Origin of the sequence: Pseudomonas sp. GM18, from assembly GCF_000282195.1 — a bacterium.
In the GTDB taxonomy this organism is placed as follows: domain Bacteria; phylum Pseudomonadota; class Gammaproteobacteria; order Pseudomonadales; family Pseudomonadaceae; genus Aquipseudomonas.
The window spans coordinates 66,728-87,332 of the sequence record NZ_AKJT01000127.1 but is presented as its reverse complement, the minus strand read 5'-3'; the positions used below and the strand labels follow the sequence as shown (position 1 = coordinate 87,332).

At 58.5% G+C, this 20,605-nt stretch carries 30 protein-coding genes; 28 read left to right on the top strand and 2 right to left on the bottom strand.

Annotated elements, in window-relative coordinates:
* From PMI21_RS01445 to PMI21_RS01465, 5 genes are read left to right on the top strand one after another with little or no spacing between them, the layout of a single operon-like run.
* Entirely contained in the window at positions 1-981 is a 981-nt protein-coding gene (locus PMI21_RS01445) for a hypothetical protein (protein WP_007941839.1), read from the top strand.
* Positions 968-1,768, top strand: a complete 801-nt coding sequence (locus PMI21_RS01450; RefSeq protein WP_007941838.1) for a hypothetical protein — start codon at positions 968-970, stop codon at positions 1,766-1,768. Before PMI21_RS01445 ends, PMI21_RS01450 begins: the two co-directional genes overlap by 14 nt.
* Positions 1,761-2,348 carry a DUF1367 family protein gene (locus tag PMI21_RS01455; RefSeq protein ID WP_007941837.1) on the top strand — a complete coding sequence of 196 codons (588 nt, stop codon included), beginning with the start codon at positions 1,761-1,763 and terminating at the stop codon, positions 2,346-2,348. Before PMI21_RS01450 ends, PMI21_RS01455 begins: the two co-directional genes overlap by 8 nt.
* The gene (locus PMI21_RS01460) at positions 2,345-2,929 is read left to right on the top strand and encodes a recombination protein NinG (RefSeq protein ID WP_007941836.1); all 585 of its coding nucleotides are present in this window, start codon (positions 2,345-2,347) and stop codon (positions 2,927-2,929) included. Before PMI21_RS01455 ends, PMI21_RS01460 begins: the two co-directional genes overlap by 4 nt.
* Complete coding sequence (locus PMI21_RS01465; RefSeq protein ID WP_007941835.1) at positions 2,926-3,603, top strand: hypothetical protein; 678 nt, start codon at positions 2,926-2,928, stop codon at positions 3,601-3,603. The genes PMI21_RS01460 and PMI21_RS01465 overlap by 4 nt, the downstream gene beginning before the upstream one ends.
* A 109-nt stretch (positions 3,604-3,712) precedes the next feature.
* On the opposite strand, the gene PMI21_RS0128360 is transcribed toward PMI21_RS01465, so the two are convergent.
* On the bottom strand, positions 3,713-3,967 hold the full coding sequence (locus PMI21_RS0128360) for a hypothetical protein (protein WP_033064256.1): 255 nt from the start codon (positions 3,965-3,967) through the stop codon (positions 3,713-3,715).
* A gap of 240 nt (positions 3,968-4,207) precedes the next feature.
* On the opposite strand from PMI21_RS0128360, the gene PMI21_RS01470 reads away from it, so the two are divergent.
* From PMI21_RS01470 to PMI21_RS01485, 5 genes are read left to right on the top strand one after another with little or no spacing between them, the layout of a single operon-like run.
* Positions 4,208-4,522, top strand: a complete 315-nt coding sequence (locus PMI21_RS01470) for a phage holin, lambda family (RefSeq protein ID WP_238541247.1) — start codon at positions 4,208-4,210, stop codon at positions 4,520-4,522.
* A gap of 59 nt (positions 4,523-4,581) precedes the next feature.
* Entirely contained in the window at positions 4,582-4,812 is a 231-nt protein-coding gene (locus PMI21_RS01475; protein ID WP_007941832.1) for an Acb2/Tad1 domain-containing protein, read from the top strand.
* Entirely contained in the window at positions 4,812-5,000 is a 189-nt protein-coding gene (locus PMI21_RS01480; protein ID WP_007941831.1) for a hypothetical protein, read from the top strand. The genes PMI21_RS01475 and PMI21_RS01480 overlap by 1 nt, the downstream gene beginning before the upstream one ends.
* Entirely contained in the window at positions 5,001-5,189 is a 189-nt protein-coding gene (locus PMI21_RS0128355; protein WP_033064255.1) for a hypothetical protein, read from the top strand.
* Positions 5,186-5,440: a hypothetical protein gene (locus PMI21_RS01485; protein ID WP_007941830.1), complete on the top strand. Its 255-nt coding sequence runs from the start codon at positions 5,186-5,188 to the stop codon at positions 5,438-5,440. The genes PMI21_RS0128355 and PMI21_RS01485 overlap by 4 nt, the downstream gene beginning before the upstream one ends.
* 31 nt (positions 5,441-5,471) lie before the next feature.
* Here the strand turns inward: PMI21_RS01485 and PMI21_RS01490 are convergent, their stop codons facing one another.
* Positions 5,472-5,681 carry a hypothetical protein gene (locus tag PMI21_RS01490; protein WP_007941829.1) on the bottom strand — a complete coding sequence of 70 codons (210 nt, stop codon included), beginning with the start codon at positions 5,679-5,681 and terminating at the stop codon, positions 5,472-5,474.
* Between the two features lie 73 nt (positions 5,682-5,754).
* Between PMI21_RS01490 and PMI21_RS01495 the strand changes: the two genes are divergently transcribed.
* From PMI21_RS01495 to PMI21_RS01575, 18 genes are all read left to right on the top strand, one after another.
* Complete coding sequence (locus tag PMI21_RS01495; protein WP_177318307.1) at positions 5,755-6,378, top strand: putative metallopeptidase; 624 nt, start codon at positions 5,755-5,757, stop codon at positions 6,376-6,378.
* 31 nt (positions 6,379-6,409) lie between these two features.
* A complete protein-coding gene (locus PMI21_RS01500; protein WP_007941827.1) occupies positions 6,410-6,886 on the top strand; it encodes a DUF2280 domain-containing protein in 477 nt (158 codons plus the stop codon).
* Positions 6,858-8,159, top strand: coding sequence for a terminase large subunit domain-containing protein (locus PMI21_RS01505; protein WP_007941825.1), 1,302 nt, complete (start codon positions 6,858-6,860; stop codon positions 8,157-8,159). Before PMI21_RS01500 ends, PMI21_RS01505 begins: the two co-directional genes overlap by 29 nt.
* Positions 8,156-9,616, top strand: coding sequence for a DUF4055 domain-containing protein (locus PMI21_RS01510; protein WP_007941824.1), 1,461 nt, complete (start codon positions 8,156-8,158; stop codon positions 9,614-9,616). Before PMI21_RS01505 ends, PMI21_RS01510 begins: the two co-directional genes overlap by 4 nt.
* Complete coding sequence (locus tag PMI21_RS01515; RefSeq protein ID WP_007941823.1) at positions 9,591-10,679, top strand: minor capsid protein; 1,089 nt, start codon at positions 9,591-9,593, stop codon at positions 10,677-10,679. The genes PMI21_RS01510 and PMI21_RS01515 overlap by 26 nt, the downstream gene beginning before the upstream one ends.
* A 61-nt stretch (positions 10,680-10,740) precedes the next feature.
* Positions 10,741-11,283: a hypothetical protein gene (locus PMI21_RS01520; protein WP_007941822.1), complete on the top strand. Its 543-nt coding sequence runs from the start codon at positions 10,741-10,743 to the stop codon at positions 11,281-11,283.
* Positions 11,284-11,373: 90 nt separating this feature from the next.
* The gene (locus tag PMI21_RS01525; protein WP_007941821.1) at positions 11,374-12,081 is read left to right on the top strand and encodes a hypothetical protein; all 708 of its coding nucleotides are present in this window, start codon (positions 11,374-11,376) and stop codon (positions 12,079-12,081) included.
* Positions 12,082-12,092: 11 nt separating this feature from the next.
* Positions 12,093-13,061 carry a major capsid protein gene (locus PMI21_RS01530; protein ID WP_007941820.1) on the top strand — a complete coding sequence of 323 codons (969 nt, stop codon included), beginning with the start codon at positions 12,093-12,095 and terminating at the stop codon, positions 13,059-13,061.
* A 53-nt stretch (positions 13,062-13,114) separates the two neighbouring features.
* Entirely contained in the window at positions 13,115-13,429 is a 315-nt protein-coding gene (locus PMI21_RS01535; protein ID WP_007941819.1) for a hypothetical protein, read from the top strand.
* A gap of 3 nt (positions 13,430-13,432) precedes the next feature.
* Complete coding sequence (locus PMI21_RS01540) at positions 13,433-13,933, top strand: DnaT-like ssDNA-binding protein (RefSeq protein WP_007941818.1); 501 nt, start codon at positions 13,433-13,435, stop codon at positions 13,931-13,933.
* Between the two features lie 40 nt (positions 13,934-13,973).
* Positions 13,974-14,198: a hypothetical protein gene (locus PMI21_RS01545; RefSeq protein ID WP_007941817.1), complete on the top strand. Its 225-nt coding sequence runs from the start codon at positions 13,974-13,976 to the stop codon at positions 14,196-14,198.
* Between the two features lie 48 nt (positions 14,199-14,246).
* Entirely contained in the window at positions 14,247-14,615 is a 369-nt protein-coding gene (locus PMI21_RS01550; RefSeq protein WP_007941816.1) for a hypothetical protein, read from the top strand.
* The gene (locus tag PMI21_RS01555) at positions 14,612-15,265 is read left to right on the top strand and encodes a hypothetical protein (RefSeq protein ID WP_007941815.1); all 654 of its coding nucleotides are present in this window, start codon (positions 14,612-14,614) and stop codon (positions 15,263-15,265) included. Before PMI21_RS01550 ends, PMI21_RS01555 begins: the two co-directional genes overlap by 4 nt.
* Complete coding sequence (locus PMI21_RS01560) at positions 15,262-15,678, top strand: phage tail terminator-like protein (protein WP_007941814.1); 417 nt, start codon at positions 15,262-15,264, stop codon at positions 15,676-15,678. The genes PMI21_RS01555 and PMI21_RS01560 overlap by 4 nt, the downstream gene beginning before the upstream one ends.
* Before the next feature lie 359 nt (positions 15,679-16,037).
* Entirely contained in the window at positions 16,038-16,712 is a 675-nt protein-coding gene (locus PMI21_RS01565) for a phage tail protein (RefSeq protein WP_238541246.1), read from the top strand.
* Between the two features lie 9 nt (positions 16,713-16,721).
* Positions 16,722-17,099 (top strand): phage tail assembly chaperone, encoded by a 378-nt coding sequence (locus PMI21_RS01570; protein WP_007941812.1) that lies wholly within the window; start codon positions 16,722-16,724, stop codon positions 17,097-17,099.
* Positions 17,096-17,410: a DUF1799 domain-containing protein gene (locus PMI21_RS29260; protein ID WP_033064268.1), complete on the top strand. Its 315-nt coding sequence runs from the start codon at positions 17,096-17,098 to the stop codon at positions 17,408-17,410. The genes PMI21_RS01570 and PMI21_RS29260 overlap by 4 nt, the downstream gene beginning before the upstream one ends.
* On the top strand, positions 17,407-20,604 hold the full coding sequence (locus PMI21_RS01575) for a phage tail tape measure protein (protein ID WP_007941811.1): 3,198 nt from the start codon (positions 17,407-17,409) through the stop codon (positions 20,602-20,604). Before PMI21_RS29260 ends, PMI21_RS01575 begins: the two co-directional genes overlap by 4 nt.
* Position 20,605 lies beyond the last annotated feature (1 nt).

Here is a 20,605-nt window from a genome sequence, read left to right as displayed (position 1 = left end):
ATGCAATACACCGTCACGATCAACCAGGTGAAGGCGCTTGAGTGGGGGCTGAATTCTCAGCAGGCCCTGTTGTTTGCCTTCGTCTATGAGAGCCCGAGCTGGGCCAATCCAATCAAGACGGACACAGGGATCTATTTCGCGCTGAGCAAGAGCAAAATCATTGATGAGCTGCCGCTGTTGACCGATAAGCCGGACACTGCTTACCGCCTGCTGAAAGCCCTGCGAGACGCAGGTTTGATTGAGCTCTCCAGCACGTCGAGCATCACCTTGATCCGCCTGACCGAGAAAGCAAAAGAGTGGAATCGTAAATTGGATGGGTCGGAAAAATATCCGACCTCTGATGCGCTCGATGGTCGGAAAAAAATCCGATCTACCTCGGATAAATCTCCGAGCAAGGTCGGAAAAAAATCCGAGCCAGGGTCGGAAAAATCTCCGACAAATCAGGGTACCAATAATCAGGGTACCAATCAGGTAACCAGGAATCAGGAATTGCAGGACGGGACGGACAAGCCGCCCCGGTCCGGCGGTCTGGTACTGGTGGTTGATCGAACCGAAGCGCCACGGGTTGAAATCCCCGCTGACATGCCGGGCCCCAAGGACCATACCTGCAAGACGTTCAAAACCTGGGCGAACTACGCCATGGCTTACCGCAAGCGTTACGGCGCTTGGCCGGTGTGGAACGCCAAGGTCGGTGGTCAGCTCGGGCAGCTCGTCAGCCGCCTTGGTGCTGATGTCGCCCACCACGTCGCCGCGCACTTCCTGAAGACCAGCGATGCCGCCGTGCTGCGTAAGTGCCACAGCCTCAACGAACTGCTGGCCAACGCCGAGAGTTACCACACCCAGTGGGTGACCGGTCAGCGCATCAACGGCACAACCGCCCGCCAGATGGAGCGTACCGAGGCAAACGTCTCTGCAGCAGAGCAGGCCGCGCAAATGGTTTTGGCTAAGCGCCAGGCGGGAGAACGCAATGAATACCTCTGAAATGAACGACGCCCAGGTCGCTGGCCTGGCCTCCGCAATTATCGCCACGGCAGAGGCCATGGGGCAGGAAATGAATCCCGGCACCGCGGCGATCATGGCTGAGGATTTGTGCGCCTATCAGGTTCCGGTTGTCCGCGCCGCGTTGAAGGCTTGCCGGCTTGAGGTGAAAGGCCGGCTGTCGATGGCTGACATTCTGCAGCGCGTTCAGTCCTCCGACGGCCGCCCGGGCAAGGACGAAGCCTGGGCGATCGCCATGACCACGAACGACGAGTTCGAAACCGTGGTGCTGACCGACGAGATCCAGCTCGCCTTGGCTGCAGCGAAACCTGTCCTCGACGCCGGCGACAAGGTCGGTGCCCGTATGGCGTTCATCAGCGCTTACGAGCGGCTAATCGCCCAGGCCCGGGACGACGCGAAACCGGTGAACTGGCACGTCTCTGTGGGCTTCGACGCAAACCGGCGCACCGCGGCGATCACCAAGGCCGTACAGATGCAGCGCATCCCACAAGAGCGCGGACGGTTGTATCTGGCGGACCTGAGCGTGGCGCCGGTCACTGACGACGGCCGCGCCCTCGCGGGTTTGATTACCGGTGACGTGGTTCGGCCGACACCGGCGGTACGCGAAAAGCTCCAGGCGGTGAAGGCGTCGATGCTGGAAATGCGAGCGGCGACTGCCGAAAGGAAGGATGAAATGCGGATCGAAGCGGCCAATGAGCTGGCTGATCGCCGGGCTCTGCTGCTGAAACAGGTGGAAGATCTGGAATCGGGGAGAGCATCACATGGCTGAGCTCGCTCTTATCCGCACCGCCCAAGGCCTGGTGCCGGCCACCGAGGCCGACCGTGAAACCGTCCAGAAGTGGAAGGCTGGCCAGATCATTCACGGCAAGTTCACACGCATGCGCAACGGCAAGTTTCACGGCAAGTTTTTCTCGATGCTCGATCTGGCATGGGAATACTGGGAGCCGGTCGGCGGACTGATCCCGCGCCAGGAGATGCGCGGCATTCGAGGGCTGGCCAAGTTCTTCGAGGCGCAAAGCGGAAAGCCGGGGCAGCTCTCGCACGCGGTTGCGGCTTACATCACCGGCCTTGAGTTGGCGCGCGCTGAGCGTTTCCCTGCGGTAGACAAGAGCCGCGAAGCTTTCCGTGAGTGGGTGACGATTGAGGCTGGCCATTTCCACCTAGTGCACACGCCTGAGGGAATCCGCAAAGAGGCCAAGTCGATCAGTTGGGCAAACATGGATGACACCGCTTTCGAGCCACTTTACCGCGACGTCTTCAACGCCTGCTGGCGGTTGGTGTTGTCTGCGCACTTTGAGAATGAAGCTGACGCGCTTTCTGCTGCCGATCAGTTGGGGAGTTACGCATGAGAGTTGCCCTCAAGGAAGCAAAGGCGAAGAAGTGCAAGAACCCGGCCTGCGGTGTGAGCTTCAAACCGTCATTCTCCACGGCGCAAAAGGTGTGCAGCTGGACCTGCGGCCTGGCCATCAAGGACGTGAACCAGGAGAAGGCTCGCAAGTCACTGGCCCAGATCGAGCGCAAAGAGATCAAGGCCCGCAAAGAGAAGCTCAAGAGCCGGGCCGATCACATGCGGGAAACGCAGGTTGTATTCAACGAGTGGATTCGCCTGCGTGACGCCGCGCTGCCTTGCGTGAGCTGCGGCCGTCACCACGAAGGCCAATACCACGCCGGGCACTACCGCACTGTGGGAGCGAACCCTGAGCTGCGTTTCGAGTCGCTCAATGTTTGGAAGCAGTGCGCGCCGTGCAACAACCACAAATCCGGTGACATCGTGAACTACCGCATTGAGCTGGTGAAACGCATCGGCGCCGACAAGGTGGACTGGCTCGAAGGGCCGCATGAGCCTAAGCGCTACACCATCGAAGAACTGAAAACCATCAAGGCCGAATATCGGGCAAAGACCAGAGAATTGAAGAGGGAAGCAGCATGAAGCTGATCAACGCAAGACAGGTATGGACTGAGTCGCAACACGAATCGAACGCGTCGATCAGTGCTGTGGCGATCGACAAGGCTGAATCGGCGCCGGTGAAGACCGGCAACCGGATGCGCCGTCACGAGGCCGTGTTTGCCGCACTGGGCGAGGACAAGGAAGAGCGCATCCAGATCGTTCGGCAAAAGATCAGCATCAGCGAGACGCGCCGCACGCCGGTAGGTCGATCCACCGCACGCGCCGCGCACCTGGCCACCATCGGCAAGGTCTTGCGCGCGATCGACACGCTTCCGTTTCAGGTGCAGCAGTTCGGGCACTACCTCTATCACCCGGCAATGACCATGCGCCACGTAATGAATGCGGTACTGCTGATCACCGCCAAGGCGCAGTTGCCAGACCTTACTTCAGCCAAGCGCGTGAAGGCCCAGTACCTAGTGACCCTGGCCCTGCAATCGTACAAGGGGGAGGTGGTAGGGGCGGCAGAGTGGGGGCCGGCCCGGGTGGCCGCCGAGATGAAGGCCTTCTTCGGCGTGACGATTGATCCGAAGAACTGGACGCGTGATTGGCTGGACCTGTGGGAATCCCTGAAAAAAGTGATCGCAGAAGTGGATATTCAGGCACAGCAGCCGGTATGGCAGGTTATACACGCGGAAAATGATGAGGTGGCGGCATAAACATATTGACATGACGGGGATTTGCGCGTACTTTTCCCATGGTGCGCAATTTACGCAACACGCACTCAGATTGAAAAGCCCGGCCACTGAGTCGGGCTTTTTTTTCGGCTTATATCGGCGCCTTTTCGACGTGACCGCATTTTGGGCAATAGAGCGCCTGAGTTGATCTGTCCTTCATAACATCGATAGCTATTTTTACCCACTGCGCCGCTGCGGCGATGATTGCTGCTGCCGCTGCTGCCTCAGCCACAAGTGATGCCGTTTGTTTACCCCCTTGTTCTTTCTGTTCAATTATTGCGGCGAGATCTTTCTTGTGAACAAGAATGGCGGTTCTTTCCTTACATTGGCTGCATAAAAAAGTCATGGGCGTTTACTCTTAAAGGTGGTCGGATGCGCGTTCATTTTGATCCGATAGGAGCTTAGTGCTCTATCGCGTCATTGCACGGGGATATGCCTGACCATAGATTGAGCCCAGCCCTAGAGAACGGTTTTTTCGTTTCAGACAGACAGCGGGACAGACTGCGCACCTATCCAAGGCCTCAGCATTAGCTGGGGCTTTTTCGTTTATAGCTCCCTGATCGGGGAGGAACCTGAGATGCCACACATGCCAGAAAAAGACCCATCGTTCTGGGTGTTGGTCCTGACCGCCCTGAGAGAGAACGGCTTAGCCATGGGGCTGACCTTCGCCCTGACATGGCTTCGCATTCAGTACGACGGCAAAGAGACGAAGCCTTTGCGTCAATTGATCGAGGCGGCACTGGGTGCGCTGATCGTTATGGTGGTAGGCCTGACGGTGAAAGAGTTCGGCTTCAGCATTGCCTGGTCATTCGCAACGGCTGGCTTCATTGGCGTGCTCGGTGTTGAGCAGGCCCGTCAGCTTGGCAAGCGCTGGGCTGAAAGAAAGGCTGACGAAATTTAGTGCGCGACACGTTTCGCGAATATTCAAATCGTGTCGCGACATGCGACGAGGAAAGCACCATGGACAACCAGCACAAGAAGATCACCGGTTACCGCGACCTGAGTCAGTCCGAGATTGACGGTATGAACTCCATCAAGGCGCTTGAAGCTGACGCGGGTGAGCTATTCAAGCAGATCAGTCAGATTGAAGGCGTTGATCCTCGCCTGTTGGCTCTGGCCAAGACGAACCTGCAGCAAGGCTTCATGTGGTTCGTGCGCTCGATCGCCAAACCTGCTGATCCATTCAGCTGATGAGTAACGTCACCCGACTGCATCACGCATTGCCGTTGAGCCCTGAGATCGTGGAAGCGATCAACGAGATGGACGAAGGCCTGCGCAAGGCGATTGACACGGCCAAGGCTGCCGGTCTACCGCAAGGGTTGATCGTCGCGCTGTTGCATGGCCTGGCTCATTCACAGACTTCAATCATGGTGAGCTGAATGAGTGCAGAAATTCTCGACCTGGCCGACCATCGCCCACACCTGATGGTTGCAGCGAGTGATGGTGCCCATGTCATTCCGCATGCCCTGGTCCGCTCAGTGATCGCTGGCGACAAACCATCGGCAATCCTGACCGAGCCAGTAGTGCGGCGGATCATTGAAGAGTGGTTCCAGAAGGTGACGGCATGACTGCAAAGCTCGTTGAGTTCAAGCGCGAAGGGTGGCGAGACGCCGCCAAGACCCTGCGTAAGATTGCTGATGATCTTGATGCTGGTGAGCATCCAGAATGCACAGTTGGCGCCCTATCCATGATCGGCCCTAAGGGCGAGGTCACGGTATTCGGGTTGGGGCCCAAGTGCGACGACCTGCAGTGCTTGGGTGCCATGCGCCTGGGTGAGCAGAGGCTGATTGATGTGCTGCTAGATGGTGGGGAAGGGTAGGTGTGCCGCAGGTGAGCGCGGCACGGGTAGATCACTTGAGTTTCAGTGCTTCCTGGATCTGGTCGGCATAAACCGAGAGGCGTTCCATTTCCTCTTTCAGTGCCTCAGATTTATCTGGGGCGTTTCCAACTTTTGAGTTGATCAGCACCAGAGCTGCCGCGACTGCAGCCTCGCGAGTGCTTATGGGTGGGCCGACCCCAGACATACCGGATCTGTTTAGATTTTTGAACAGTTCGGACATGTTGCTCTCCTTGCGTTGAGTTGAATCCAATCAATACCGGCAACTGGCCGTTAATTCAAGTACCAGGGGGAACGTGGACAGACCAATGCCGCCAGCCTCAATCCTTGAGCTTTCGGAACTATCCGACTTCGGCATCCGACTCACGCCAGCGCCTGAGGTAAGGGAGTGGTTGAGCGCTGAGATCCTGGCTGATACCGGGAGCATCCACAACGAAGACCATGTCCACCTACTGGATGCAGATATTCGGGTCATGTGGGCATCATCGAGCTTCGAGAAACAAGGCCGCACAGTCCTCGGCCAGGCCGAGCAGGTAGCGTTCCGCGCAGGTGGTTGGCAGAAGGCTCGGATGGAACAACAGATGCGTGATTGGTTCGGCGAGGTGCCGGCCTTCATCATCACCCTGGCTGCCGACTACTGCTCCCAATGCTCTGATGCTGACTTTTGCGCCCTGATAGAACACGAGCTCTACCACATTGCCCAGGCGACCGATAAGTACGGCCAACCTGCCTTCACCGACGAAGGCGCTCCCAAGCTGAAGCTACGCGGACACGACGTCGAGGAGTTTGTCGGTGTAGTCCGCCGCTACGGTGCGAGCCCTGACGTTCAAGCGTTGGTGGATGCTGCAAACAATCCTGCCGAGGTAGGGAAAATGAACATTTCGAGGGCCTGCGGAACCTGTCTGCTCAAGTCGGCCTGATTCTGGACAGGCTCTGGACGGATGAGAATCTATGGCAGCCCTTCAAAACGACGTGAAGGCCTTTATCGTTCAGGCCCTGGCGTGCTTTGACACGCCCTCACAGGTTGTTGAAGCGGTCCAGAAAGAATACGGGATATCGGTGACCCGCCAGCAGGTGGAAACACACGACCCCACAAAGACATCAGGGAAAGGCCTGGCCAAGCGCTGGGTGACGATGTTCGAAGACACCCGAAAGAGATTCCGCGAAGAGACATCCGAGATCCCGATTGCAAACCGCGCGTTCCGACTCCGCGCCATGAACCGATTCGTGGAGAAGGCTGAGACGATGAAGAACATCGGCCTGGCCATGCAGATCCTGGAACAGGCTGCGAAGGAAGTCGGCGACGTCTACGTCAACAGGCAGAAGAAGAGCGATGACGAAGGCGAACCGGTTGTACCGACATCGGTGCAGGTTCATGTGATCAATGCGAGGAAGCCGGATGCCGAGCCTGAATATTCCGCAGGCTGAATTCCTCCAGCTTCAGCAAAAGTTTCGCGGGTTTGTTGCCGGTTTCGGCTCGGGCAAGACCTGGGTCGGATGCGCTGCACTGTGCAAGCACGTGTGGGAATGGCCGGGCATCAACTCGGGCTACTTCGCGCCGACCTATCCGCAGATCCGAGATATCTTCTTTCCCACAATCGAGGAAGTTGCCTACGACTGGGGCCTGAAGGTTAAGACCAAGGAAAGCGACAAAGAGGTCGACTTCTACAGCGGCCGGCAATACCGCAGCACGACGATCTGCCGTTCGATGGAGAAGCCGCAGACCATCGTCGGCTTCAAGATCGGCCATGCTCTGGTCGATGAGCTTGATGTGTTGCCGTCACTGAAGGCGCAACATGCGTGGCGCAAGATCATTGCCCGGATGCGCTACAACGTTCCCGGGCTGAAGAACGGGGTCGACGTGACCACGACCCCCGAGGGGTTCAAGTTCGTCTTCCAGCAGTTTGTGAAGCAGATCCGCGAGAAGCCGGCGCTCGCCGGTATGTACGGCCTGGTGCAGGCCAGCACGTTCGACAATGAGCTGAACCTACCGGACGACTACATTCCATCGCTGATGGAGTCGTATCCCGAGCAGCTGATCCGCGCTTATCTGAACGGCCAGTTCGTCAACCTGACGTCCGGGTCGATCTACCACGCGTACGACCGCAAGCTGAACCAGTGCTTCGACACCGTGCAGGCTGGTGAACCGTTGTTCATCGGCATGGACTTTAACGTCGGCAAGATGGCCGCGATCACCCACGTCAAACGTGACCAGGGTCTGCCGCGCGCCGTGGATGAGCTGATGGATGGCTACGACACGCCGGACATGATCCGTCGTATCAAAGAGCGCTACTGGGAGCACAACGGCAACGACTTCAAGAAAACCTGCGAGATCCGGATCTACCCGGACGCCTCTGGCGATTCGCGCAAGTCTGTCAATGCCAGCCTCACCGATATCGCCATGCTCAAACAGGCGGGCTTTTCAGTCATCGCGCCGGCGGCCAACCCTCCGGTGAAGGATCGGATCAACGCCATGAACGCCATGTTCTGCAATGCGCAGGGTGAGCGGCGTTACCTGGTCAATCCATTCACATGTCCTACCTATGCAGACGGCCTCGAACAACAGATTTGGGCGCCCAACGGCGAGCCGGACAAGAGCCAGGGCAACGACCACGCCAACGATGGCGGCGGTTATTTCATTCACCGCGAGTACCCGATCGTTAAACCGGTCACCACAATGAAAATGGGAGTCGCCCGATGACGGACGTCACTTTTACCCGTCCCGAGTACAAGGCGGCGCAGTACCGCTGGCGCTTGGTGCGCGACGTCTGCAAAGGGTCGGAAACCATCAAGGATGCCGGTGACCGATACCTGCCACGGCCGAATGCCTCTGACGAAAGCAGTGACAACAAGGCTCGCTACGACGCGTACAAGAAGCGCGCCGTGTTCTACAACGCCACCGGCCGGACGAAACACAGTCTGGTGGGGGCGGTATTCCGCACATGGCCAACGCTGACTGTTCCCGGCGCTCTCGACTACGTGTCGAAGGACATCGACGGGCAGGGTGTGAGCATTTACCAGCAGTCGCAGTCGGTCATCGGGCATCTGCTCGAAGTCGGTCGGCACGGCTTGCTGGTGGATTACGCCGCCGTCAAGGCTGGCACCGTGAGCAGGGCGGACGAACTGTCCGGCCGCGCCAGGGCGAATATCGCCAGCTACCCGACTGAGGCAATCATCAACTGGAAGACCCGCCAAGTTGGCGGTCAGCATCTGCTGAGCTTGGTCGTTCTACGCGAGACGGTCGACGTCGATACCGATGATGGGTTTGGCAGCGAACAGGTTGTTCAGTATCGGGTGCTGCGCCTGGATGCCGCCGGCGTCTATACGCAGGAAGTATGGGAAGAGGGCTCCAGCGAAACGGCAATGACCATCGCGCCCTTTACTCCGTTGAATGGCATCGGTCAGCCTTGGCGAGTCATCCCGTTTCAGTTCCTGGGCAGCGAGAACAACGACACAAGCATTGACGACTCGCCGCTGTACGACATGGCCGAGGTCAACATCGGCCATTACCGAAACAGTGCGGACTACGAAGAGGCAGCCTACCTGGTGGGCCAGCCTCAACCGTGGATGGCGGGCCTTGATGAGCAGTGGCGTGACCACATGGAGAAACAGGGGATATTCCTCGGCTCCCGCGCGCCTTGGCTACTTCCGGTTAATGGTTCGTGTGGCGTCTGGCAGGCTCAGCCGAACACTGTCGCCAAAGAGGCCATGGACAGCAAGAAAGAGGACATGGTGTCCCTCGGCGCCCGCTTGATCGAGCGGGGTAGCGCGGTGAAGACCGCAACCCAGGCCGACAACGACAGCGCCGCTGAACACAGCGTTCTGTCGCTGGTGGTGAGCAACGTCAGCGAGGCCTACAGCCAGTGTCTGGTCTGGATGGCTGAGTTCGTCAACGCTACTGGCGAGGCGCTGTACAAGCTCAACCAGGACTTCAGCCAGATCAGCCTGGACGCAACGATCCTCTCTGCACTGTTCAATGCGGTGCAGGGCGGGAAGCTGCCGGCGGGCGACTTCTGGCAGTACCTGCGCGATCGAGGGGTTATCGATCCCGAGAAGACTGACGACCAGATCCGCGACGAACTGGAGACCGAGAATCCCGGGCCTGACCTGGATGACACCGAGGTAATTCCAAATGGCGGCCAACCAGGCAATCCTTGATGCCACGATTCGGCATGCGGTCTTCCTCGAGCAACTGAAGTCGGGAGAAGTCGCCAAGTTCGGGCCGTTCCTCAAGGAGATTGACCGCTCGATCCGTGAGCGACTGACACGGGCCGACCTGACGGATTACACCGTCGCCCGGCTGGAGCGGTTGCTGAGTGAGGTCGATAGCCTGCTGCTGGGCATCTTCGACCGGTACAGCGAGAAGCTGAACCTCGACCTGATCGACATTGCCAACTACGAGGCCGAGTTTGAAGCCACAAGCCTGACCCGTGCGGCACCGGTGGGTGTCAGCTTCGACGCGGCGGTGCCTGGTGCTGCCGCCATCCGGGCGGCGATCCTAACCAATCCGCTCAGCGTGCGCGGCGCGGATGGCGGGAAGCTGCTCAAGTCGTTCATTGATGGCTTCACCGCCACCGAACGGCAACGCCTCACGGGCGCAATCCGGCAGGGATTCTTCGAAGGTCAGACGAACTTCCAGGTCATCAAGAACATTCGCGGGACCAAGGCCCTCAAGTACAACGACGGCATCCTGGCCACGACCAACCGCAACGCCGGCGCCATCGTGCGGACGGCTGTGCAGCACGTCGCCACCCAAGCGCGCATGGAGACGCTGAAAGAGAACTCCGATGTCGTGCAAGCGGTGGAGTGGGTCAGCACCCTGGACTCGAAGACGACCAGCCAGTGCCGATCGCTCGATAAGCAGCGCTTCAAACTGACCGAGGGGCCGCGTCCGCCGATCCACATCAACTGCCGCTCAACGGTGGTGGCGGTGACCCGCTTCAGCGCTCTATTCGCCAAGGACGCCACGCGGGCATCGATCGGTGACGGCGGCGCCCAGCAGGTGAGGGCAGACCTCAGCTATTACGACTGGCTCAAGCAGCAGCCGGCAGCATTTCAGGACAAGGCTATCGGCCCGGTTCGCGCAAAGCTGTTCCGTGATGGAGGCTTAAGTGTTGAGCGCTTCTCCGAGCTCCAGCTTGATCGCAACTTTTCACCTCTGACCCTTGTGCAGATGAAGGTTCTTGAACCTCTGGCGTTTGAGCGTGCTGGACTCGGTTAGCTGCCGGATGTGAGCTCGTGTACAGTTGCCGCCTTTGGGATTACGCGGACAAGGAACCGAGATGAGCTACTGGCCAGTGATTTGCCTGGTGTTATCGTCTACCGCTGCAATCCTAGGATTCGGCGCGGGTGCTGCTACAGGCTCCACGATGAATGGCGTGGACTTCAAGGACGTGTTTATCCCTATGTTCTCTGCATTGGGCGGGTGGGTTTCTGGGGCTGGGGCGCTGGCTGCAGTAGGAACAACTCTCTACCTGTACAGGAAACAGGAAGAAGAGAATGAGGAAGAGCTTGAAGTTGTTGTCTACGCCGAATATGGGGCGATTCGGGTAGACGTAACCTGCCTTTCAAGACATCCAGCTTTCGTGACGGACATATTCTTTGAGTTTGATGACGCGACATACTGGATGTCGAAGAGCGACGTCAAGCAGTTGAATTCACGCATTTCTTATAAAGAGATGAAGACCTTTGACTTAAATCTGTTTCAACACGAAATTCAAAGATTCGCCGGAGTTGACCTGATGGCTAACACGGATAAGTTGTCGGTTGAAACGACCTTCGGCGATTACGACCCCGACCGGAATTACCTGCTTCCGAAGACCTAAGCTCCGTTCACCTCCATCAACCCCAGCCAATGCTGGGGTTTTTTTATGCCCGCAGGCAGGGCCTGCATCCTCGTCTCTGGGAGACAACCAATGCTGAAATTTCAACTGGACAGCCTGGATGGTGTCGACGAAACCGTGCGTGCTCTTTACACCGAGAAGGACGGCAAGTTCGTACTCGGCATTGAAGGTCTGCCACAACCCGAAGACGTTTCGGGATTGAAAAGCCAGCTGCAAACACTCCTTGATGAAACCAAGGAGGCCAAGCGCTTGAAGCGTGAGGCGGAAGAGCAGGCGCAGCGTGAGCGTGAAGAAGCCGCTCGCAAGACCGGCAACGTCGAAGAGCTCGAACGTTCCTGGTCTGAAAAGTACACCCGCCGTGAAGCTGAGCTGAACGGCATGCTGGAGCAGGAGCGTGGAACGCTGAGCACTCAGATCCGGGATCTGACTGTCGGTCGTACTGCTACTGATATCGCGTCAGCCCTGGCAATCCCAGGCAGTGCCAAAGCCTTGTTGCCACATATCGAACGCCGTTTGAGCGTCGAGCAGCGTGACGGGAAGCCTGTTGTGGTCGTGCTCGACCAGCAGGGCAAGCTCTCGGCGGCAACGCTGGATGAGCTGAAAGCAGAATTCGCAAACGACGTGGCGTTCGCGCCATTGATCGCGGGTAGCAAGGCATCTGGCGGCGGGGCCGGCGGTGCTGGAGGTGGCGGCGGGGCCGCGAAAGGAAACATCGGCGGTACCAAAGCGGAGCGCACGGCGGCAATCGCGGCCCGGTTCTCTGATCTCCCCCTAAATTAAGGATTTGACCTATGTCCCTGTCTCAAATGCAGGTTTTCAACGATTACATCATGCCGGCGACTCTCGAGACGCTGGATCAAATGCTGGAAGCGTTCAACGCCGCCAGCAATGGCGCGATTGTGCTGTCGCCGAACGGCTTCACCGGCGACTTCTTGCAAGAGTCGTTCTTCCAGAACCTGGGTGCTGCTCAGCGTCGCGTGAACCGCTACGGTGCCAACGCCGCGGTGACGCCGGTTGACCTGACCGAACTGCAAGACACCACTGTGAAAGTGGCCGGTGGTTTCGGTCCGATTCGCTATGAGCCGTCGCAAATGACCTGGCTGCAGCGTCCAACTGCACAGGGCGTTGAAGTTGCGAGCCGCGCGTTCGCCGAAGTGCTGCTGAAAGATCAGCTCAATACGGCGATCGCTGCGCTGGTGGCGGCCATCACTGCACAAGCTGCTGCGGTCAACGATGTGTCGGCTACCGCCGGCATCACCCAGTCCGGCCTGAACAGCGCGCACGCAAAATTCGGTGACGCAAGCCAGAACCTGGTTGCTCAAGTCATGCAGGGCACCACCTGGCACAAACTGGTCGGCCAAGGCCTCGCCAACCCGAACAACCTGTTCCAGGCCGGCAACGTTCGCGTCGTCGACATCCTCGGCAAGACCTCGATCGTCACCGATGCGCCAGCTCTCGCTCAGGCCGGTACGCCGAACAAGGAAATCATCCTGGGTCTGGCAGCTGGTGCCGCTCTGGTGCACGACAACCGAGACATCATCTCGAACGTGCAGACCAACAACGGTAACGAGCGCATCACCACGACCATTCAGGTGGACTACACCTTTGGCCTCGGGATCAAGGGCTACACCTGGGATGTGGCGAACGGCGGCAAGTCTCCATCCAGCGCCGCGCTTGCGACTGGCACCAACTGGGACAAGACCGCAGCCAGCATCAAGGACACCGCCGGTGTGGCCCTGATCGGCGACGCCTCCAAGTAACCATTCAATGACTGAGCCGGGGCATAATGCCCTGGCCCAGCGGAGTGACAGTGATGACTGACAACAACATCTGGTATCTGCCGGGACCGTTCCACCGCTATGAAGATGACGTGAAGGCGATCGCCAAGAAGGCAGGTCTGATCATCATCGATGCCAACGTGACGGAAGACCGTGGCGGTGAAGTCGAGAAGCCGCCAAAGGCTAAACTGAAGGCCGAATATCGTGAGAAGGCAAACAGGCCAGAAGCGGACCCTCGCGACAAGTTCACTCTCGATCAGGTCAAAGGCGCATTGTCCGGGGCGAACGTTACGTTCGACGATAAAGCCGATCTGCCGACCCTGCTGAAACTGCTCAAAGAACAGGACTGACACATGCTTATCATCGAGGACGGCACCGGCAAGCCAAATGCCGAAAGCTACGCGAGTGCCGCAGACCTGGTCATGTACGCCGTGAAGTTCGGTGTGACCATCCCTGCGGACGAGCCAGCGCAAGAAGCACTGCTTCGCCGGTCCGCCTTGGCGATGGATGGCATGACTTGGAAGGGACGCAAGATGGACAGCGATCAGGCTTTGGCCTGGCCGCGCCGAGGGGTTGAGCTGGACTGCCAGATCAAGCCCGACAACTACCTGCCGGCCCGCATCCAGTACGGCCAGATGGCCTTGGCTGCCGAGATCCATACTGACGATATCGATCCGGTGGAGAAGCGCAAAGGGGCAATCACCCTGGAGCGTGTCGAAGGCGCGGTAACTCGCGAGTACGCGACGATTTCCAATACCAGCGGCCGGCTGTTGCCCGCGGCACCGGATCGCCCGAGCGCCACCCAGTTTGCCGACTACCTACAGAAACGTGGGTTGTTTGCTGTGCGGGCATAATCGAGCGTACGCTGGCTGCTCCATCAAAAAGGAGGTCGATATGGCAGAGCATCAGATAGTTAGAAAACACCCGACTCAGGATGAGAAAGACGCTTGGGATGCATACGCCAGCGCTGCTCTGTCCTCGCTTGTTGCCATAGGAAGCGAGCCAAATGCGCTGGCGGCTTCGAAGGCCGCAAAATTCGCAACCTTGCTACTCAACGAGCGGAGGGAGTTGTTCCCAGAGAAGAAAGCGACGGCTCGAAGCGTACCGCTCAAGCTGTAATTCAAACTGCCCAGCCATCGCGCTGGGCTTTTCACATCTGGAGCCACCATGGCCTTCTACGACGAAATGGCCGTGATGGCTCTGGAGATGATCACAGAGTTCGGCCAGCCGGTGATCATCCGCGCAACAACCGTCGGCGAATACGATCCCGATGCCGGTACCGCGCCGCCCGACAGCACCAAAGAGCAGATCGCCCAAGGCATCCTGCTCGACTTCACCGGCCAAGAGTTCCAGAACAACAGCCTCATCAAGCAGGGCGACAAGAAGCTCAAGATCGCCGCGCGGGGTCTGGCGTGGGTGCCTGACTTGCTGAACAAGGTCGTCGTTCAAGGCCGCACCTGGTCAATCGTTCCGCCGCTGAAAGAGATCAACCCGGCTGGAACGCCGATCCTGTACGAGCTGCAGGTTCGATCATGAGCAAGTATGCGGACCTCAACGGTAGCTTCGCCGAGAACATCCGCCAATTTGCTGAGCAGGCAAAGTCAGGGCTCGACGCCACGTTCCGCGAAATCGTGATCGAGATTGGCAGCAGCGTTATCCGCATGTCGCCGGTGGGCAATCCTGAAATCTGGACGGCCAACGTCGCCCATCGCCAGGCCAACACCGCAGCGGCTGATGCCTATGATTTCAAGGTGGCCGTGCGTAATACGGTCATCAATCTGACCGACAGCAATTTCACCAAGGCCGGCAAGCTGAAGCGCGGCGTGAAGTACGCCAAGCCCCTGACCAAAACTGAGCGCGACCAGAACTTCAACGTGAACGGTCTGGTCGCCGGCAAGGACTACGTCGGCGGGAGATTCCGCGGGAACTGGCAGTTCTCTATCGATACTCCGGCCGACGGCGTGCTTGATCAGATCGACCCATCGGGCAACGTGTCGGTTGCGGTGCTCATGACCCAGGTGCAGGCGCTGACCATCGGCCAGACCGCGTACATTGTGAACAATCTGCCGTATGCCGTGCCGCTCGAATACGGCTACTCCAAGCAAGCTCCCGGCGGAATGGTTCGAATCACCCTGGCCCGTTTTCAGCAGATAGTTAACGAAGCCATCAGGAACAACCAGGTATGAGCCATAACCTCATTGCCTCGATCTACGAGGCCAAGCTGATCAACTGGGCGAAAGCGTTGCCGGTACCGCTGAAGGTTGTCGTCGAGAACGAGGCTTACACGCCCGTGGACGGCATCACCTACCTGAAGGCCTTCACGCTGCCGGGCGACACCGCAAGCAACACGCTCGGCGGCGACCACAAGCTGTACACCGGCGTATTTCAGGTCAGCATCGTGACGTCCTCGGGCAAGTATCGCTGGGCGGCCGGTGCACTGGCTGACCAGATCGCCGCGTTGTTCCCGCTGTACGAACGGAACACGAAGGGCGCACTGACCGTGGTGACCATGACGCCAGTCGACCCAGGCCCCGGCATTCCAGACGATACGACCTTTACCGTGCCGGTTTCCTTCCAGTACCGAGCCGACACCAACTGATCTGTGGGGGAGTAATATTCCATCATCGAAGACAGAAGGGGCTCAAAGGTGGATGAGAGTAGGAAGCAGCGACTCCAGATATTGGGGGAGTGGGCAGAAAACCATAGTTGGGATAACCGTGAAGAGATAGCGACCAGCGAACGCTGTCTCTGTACCGCTTGCGGCCTGTGGCTGACGCCTTCTGAAATTCTGAAATGGCATCAGGAGAAGCATGCCTGCTGTCCGGGCTGTGGGCTGACCGGAGTAGTTGTCGGCTCTAAGTCAGGCCTTCCGCTTGATGAATTCCGGAGCAACATGGAAGTCGAGTAGTACGAAAATTCGCCCGTTGGGCAAACCCAGAACCCGCCATCGAGCGGGTTTTGTCATTTCTGAAAAGAGGAAACCCTATGAGCGTTTTTCTACCCAATGGCTCGACTGTCAGTATCGCGGCTTCGTATGACGCGCCGATCATTTTTACTGCGATCACCAACGCCTCTGAAGCCGTTGTGTCGTCGGCTGGCCACGATCTGGAGGCAGGCGACTTAGTTGAAGTCACTTCCGGCTGGGCTCGCCTGAACAACCGTGTTGTTCGCGTAAAGACCGCGACTGCTGATTCGTTCGTGCTTGAGTCGGTCAACACGCTCCATGCGGCACGCTTCATCGCTGGCGCGGGCGGCGGATCGGTTCGCAAGATTCTGGCCTGGGTGCCTATCAGCCAGGTCACGGAGTCGAGCAAGTCCGGTGGCGAGCAGCAAAACGTCACTTACTCGTTCCTCGAGGAGGACGATGAGCACCAGATTCCAACGTCGAAATCGGCGCTGTCGTTCACGCTGACCATGGCGGATGACCCGTCCCTTCCACACAAAAACGTGTTGCTGGAAGCCGACGACGACAAGCTGCCGCGAGCGGTCCGCGTGAACCTCGCCTCTGGGGGTGTCATCGCCTACAACGCGTTTGCTTCGTTCGACAATGTGCCGTCGCTGACCAAGAACAACATCATGGCAGTCACTGCCGTGTTTGCCGTGGTCGCAAAATTCATTCGCTACGCCGCGTAAGGGGGATTCATGGCCAAGTTCAAACTGATCCAAAACCCCACCTTCAAAGCTGACGTGATGCTTCCTACGGTCGGTGGCGAGCCTGTGAAGGTGCAGTTCGAGTTCAAGTATCGCGACCGCGCCGAACTGGCGACCCTTTATGCCGGGTGGGGAGAGCGGCATAAGGCCTTGGGGGAAAAATCCGAAGAGGTGGGGCTGGAGCAATTCACTGCCTTGCTGATTGATCTTCAGGTGGAACAGCTCAAGGCAATCGTCGCCGGCTGGGATGTCGACGAAGACTTCACCGACGAAAACCTACGCCTTCTGGTCAGCTCGATCAGTGCCACACCAAGCGCGGTGCTGGCGGCCTACTCCGAGGCATTCAACAAGGCGCGCCTGGGAAACTGACCAGCGCCGCATGCGTTCTCTATCAGCCGACCGTCAAGGGGCAAGATGCCTTCGGCTTTTCTGCCGAGGACTATGGCGATGAGGTCGAGATTTGGCCGGATAACTGGCTGGCGTTCCTTCTCTTCGAAGCGCTGAGCACCCAGTGGCGTACAGGCGCATGCGGCGCTACGGGTCTGGACTACACGTCAATTCGCGATGTCGCTGGCTTTCTCGGTTTAACCCGGGCCCAGGCCACGGATATTTTTCCGGATATCCGCATCATGGAAGCCGAAGCCCTGCGGGTGATGGCGGAACAGAGGGACAGTAAATGAGCACCAACTTCGCGTCCCTAGGCATCGAGGTCAACTCGTCGCAAGCGGTCAAGGCTGCTGACGATTTGGACAAGCTGGTCGATTCGGCCGTTGATGCCGAAAAGGCGATCGACGATCTCGGAAAAACTGGCTCCGAACTGGCCGATACTGGCAAGAAGATCGTTCAGGCAGAGCGTGAAGTCGCTCAGGAGATCGACAAATCGACGGGCTCCACGCAGCGTCAGTCCGAGGCAAGACGAAAGTCAGGCGCAAGCGCTACCAGCGAAATCGCCATCATCAGGCAGCTCGACAAGGCGATGTCCGGCAACATCGGCAGCATTGAGCAACTGACCCAGGCGGAAGTACTACTTGAACGCGCCCGCAAGGGTGGCCTGGTCACGATTGAGCAGCAGGAGGCCTATCAGGATCGACTCGGCAAGGCTTACGACAAGATCGATAAAGCTGAGGCGAAGGAAGTCGCGCAGAAGCAGCGCCTGATCGATGCGGAAAACCGCCAGATCGAAGCACTGAAGCGCACGGTCAACGGTATCGATCCGGTGACGGCCAAGCTGGCCAAGCTGGAGGCGCAGGAAAAGGCACTTGAGGCTGCTCACAAGGCAGGCGTGGTCGATGCAAATCGATACACCGAGGCGTTGGCCAAGATTGGCAAGGACCGGGCAGGGCTCACCGCGACAGAGACGGCATTCGACAAACTGAAGCTCGGCACCCGCCAGGCGCAGGAAAACGTCGTTCAGCTTGGTAATGCACTGTCTTCTGGCGACTGGGGTAGCGGTGTGCGCGCCGTGGCTCAGTTGGGGGCTGGTGCCGGTAGTGCTGCAATCGGATTCGCGGCAATCGCCGGGCCTATTGCCTTGGCCGGGGGCGCACTCGCCTTGCTTACCAATGCCTATTACCAAGGTAGTAAGGAGGCCGAGGAGTACAACAAGTCCTTAATCCTTACTGGTAACTACGCCGGCACCAATGCTGGTCAGCTCGCCGAAATGGCGCGGCAGATCAGCGCAACAGTGGGTACCACCGGTGCTGCAGCAGAAGTCCTGGCGACTCTGGCGGGCAACGGAAAGATGGCAAGCGGTAGTTTTGTTGAGATTTCCCAAGCTGCCCTAGCAATGGAGAAGGCCACCGGAAAGTCTGTCGACGCGACGGTAGCGGAGTTCGTCAAGATTGCCGATGACCCGGTGGCTGCTGCGAAGTTGCTGAACGATCAGTACCACTTCCTGACCGCTTCGGTGTATGCGCAGATCGTAGCCCTGAAAGATCAGGGTAATGAGATCGGCGCCACCAAGCTGCTGACCGACAGTTATGCAGATGCAGTGAAGGGACGAGCTGGCGAGATCATTCAGAACCTTGGGCTTGTTGAAAGAGCATGGCTCGCGATTCGAGGTGAAACGGCCAAGACGCTGGACGCACTGAAAAATGTCGGTCGTGATCAGGATGATCTGCTACGAATCACCGAGATCACCCAGAAGCTGGCCTACCTGCAATCAACCTTGGGAACAGGATATGAGGATGGTGATGCGAAGCAGCGAATGGAGGCCCTGCAGGATGAGTTGAACCTGCTGCAAGACAAGCAGATGGCCCAGAAGGACAACGCGAAGTTTGACAGCGATCAGGCTCGCATTCAGCAGGAAGGGATTGAGGCTGAGCGGAAGCTGAAGGTCATCAGCGATTCAAACCTCACCAATGCCGAGAAGCGCAACAAACTCATCAAGGAGTATCAGCGGTCTGTCGACGATCTACGCAAGGCAAACCCGGATAGCCCGCTCGTTAAGCCAGATTACGTGGCCAAGACGATCCAAAACATCAAGGATAAGAACAAGGATCCCGCCGTAGCAGCAGGCAGCGTCGATCTAACCGGTTTCAACGATGCCAAAAACCAGCTCACGGCAATTGTTGCCGAGTACAGCAACGCTCAGAAAAAGCTGGATGCCGAACAGAAAGTCGGGCTCATCTCCCAGGCCGAGTATGCACAAAAGCGAGATGGCCTGATCGGCAACGAACGGGACGAGGTTACCGCGGCGTACGAGGCCGAGATCGCGGCACTGGAGGTTGTGAAGAACCAGTCCAGCACCACGGCAGCGCAGCGCATTCAGCTCGACCAGAAGATTTCTGACGCACGGACAGCCATGGTCAAGGCTCAGAAGGATGCCGACAGCCAACAGGAGGTACTGGCCACTGCCGAGAAAGGAAGACTCGACAAGCAGCGGTACGCGATTGATCAGTACGTTGCCGCGCTCGGTCAGCAACAGAAGGCTCTGGCCCTTGCAGGTCAGCGCGCGGTGAATGGCGTCGGTCAAGGCGATCGGCAGAACGCGCTGTCAGGCGAGCTGAACAGTCAGCAAGACCGATTCGCGCAACAGTCCCTGGAACTGGAAAACCAGCGCTCCGATCCATCCAGAAACATGGACCCGGAAGAGTTCAAGCAGAAGTCACAAGCCCTCGCAGACGCGAACAAGGCGGCGACCGACCAGATCCGGCAGAACTATGCCGATGTCGAAGCAGCGCAGGGTGACTGGACCAAGGGCGCGACATCGGCCTGGGCCAATTACCTGGATTCGGCGCGAGACATTGCCGGCCAAACTCGAAATCTGTTTACCAACGCCTTCAGCTCGATGGAAGACTCGATCGTCAACTTCGCCATGACCGGGAAGCTATCGTTCTCCGACTTTGCCAAGTCAGTCTTGGCCGACATGGCTCGAATTGCGGCAAGGCAGGCAAGCTCTTCAGCGCTCAGCGGACTATTCGGCTTGGCAGCCACCGCCGCAAGCTCGTACTTCGGCGGCGGTACGACGTCGGCCGGCTCGACGCAGGCCGGGTACACCGGCACTGACTTCTCGAATTGGGCTGCTGCCCAAGCCAATGGCGGAGCATGGTCTGGCGGCGTGCAGATGTTCGCCAATGGCGGCGCCTTCACCAATAACATCGTCAGTACGCCGACTGCTTTTGGCATGGCCAACGGCAAGACCGGTGTGATGGGTGAGGCTGGGCCCGAGGCGATTGTGCCGTTGGCGCGCGACTCGCAAGGTCGACTGGGTGTGCGTGGCGGAAGCTCGAGCCAGATCAATATCAGCGTCACTGTCGACGCCACTGACGGAGGAGGCGCTATGCCGGACCCGGCGCGCCTGGCTGAGGCTATCAAGGTGGTAACGAGGCAGGAAATCGCACTTGCTCGCCGTAACGGCGGACAACTCACCTAAG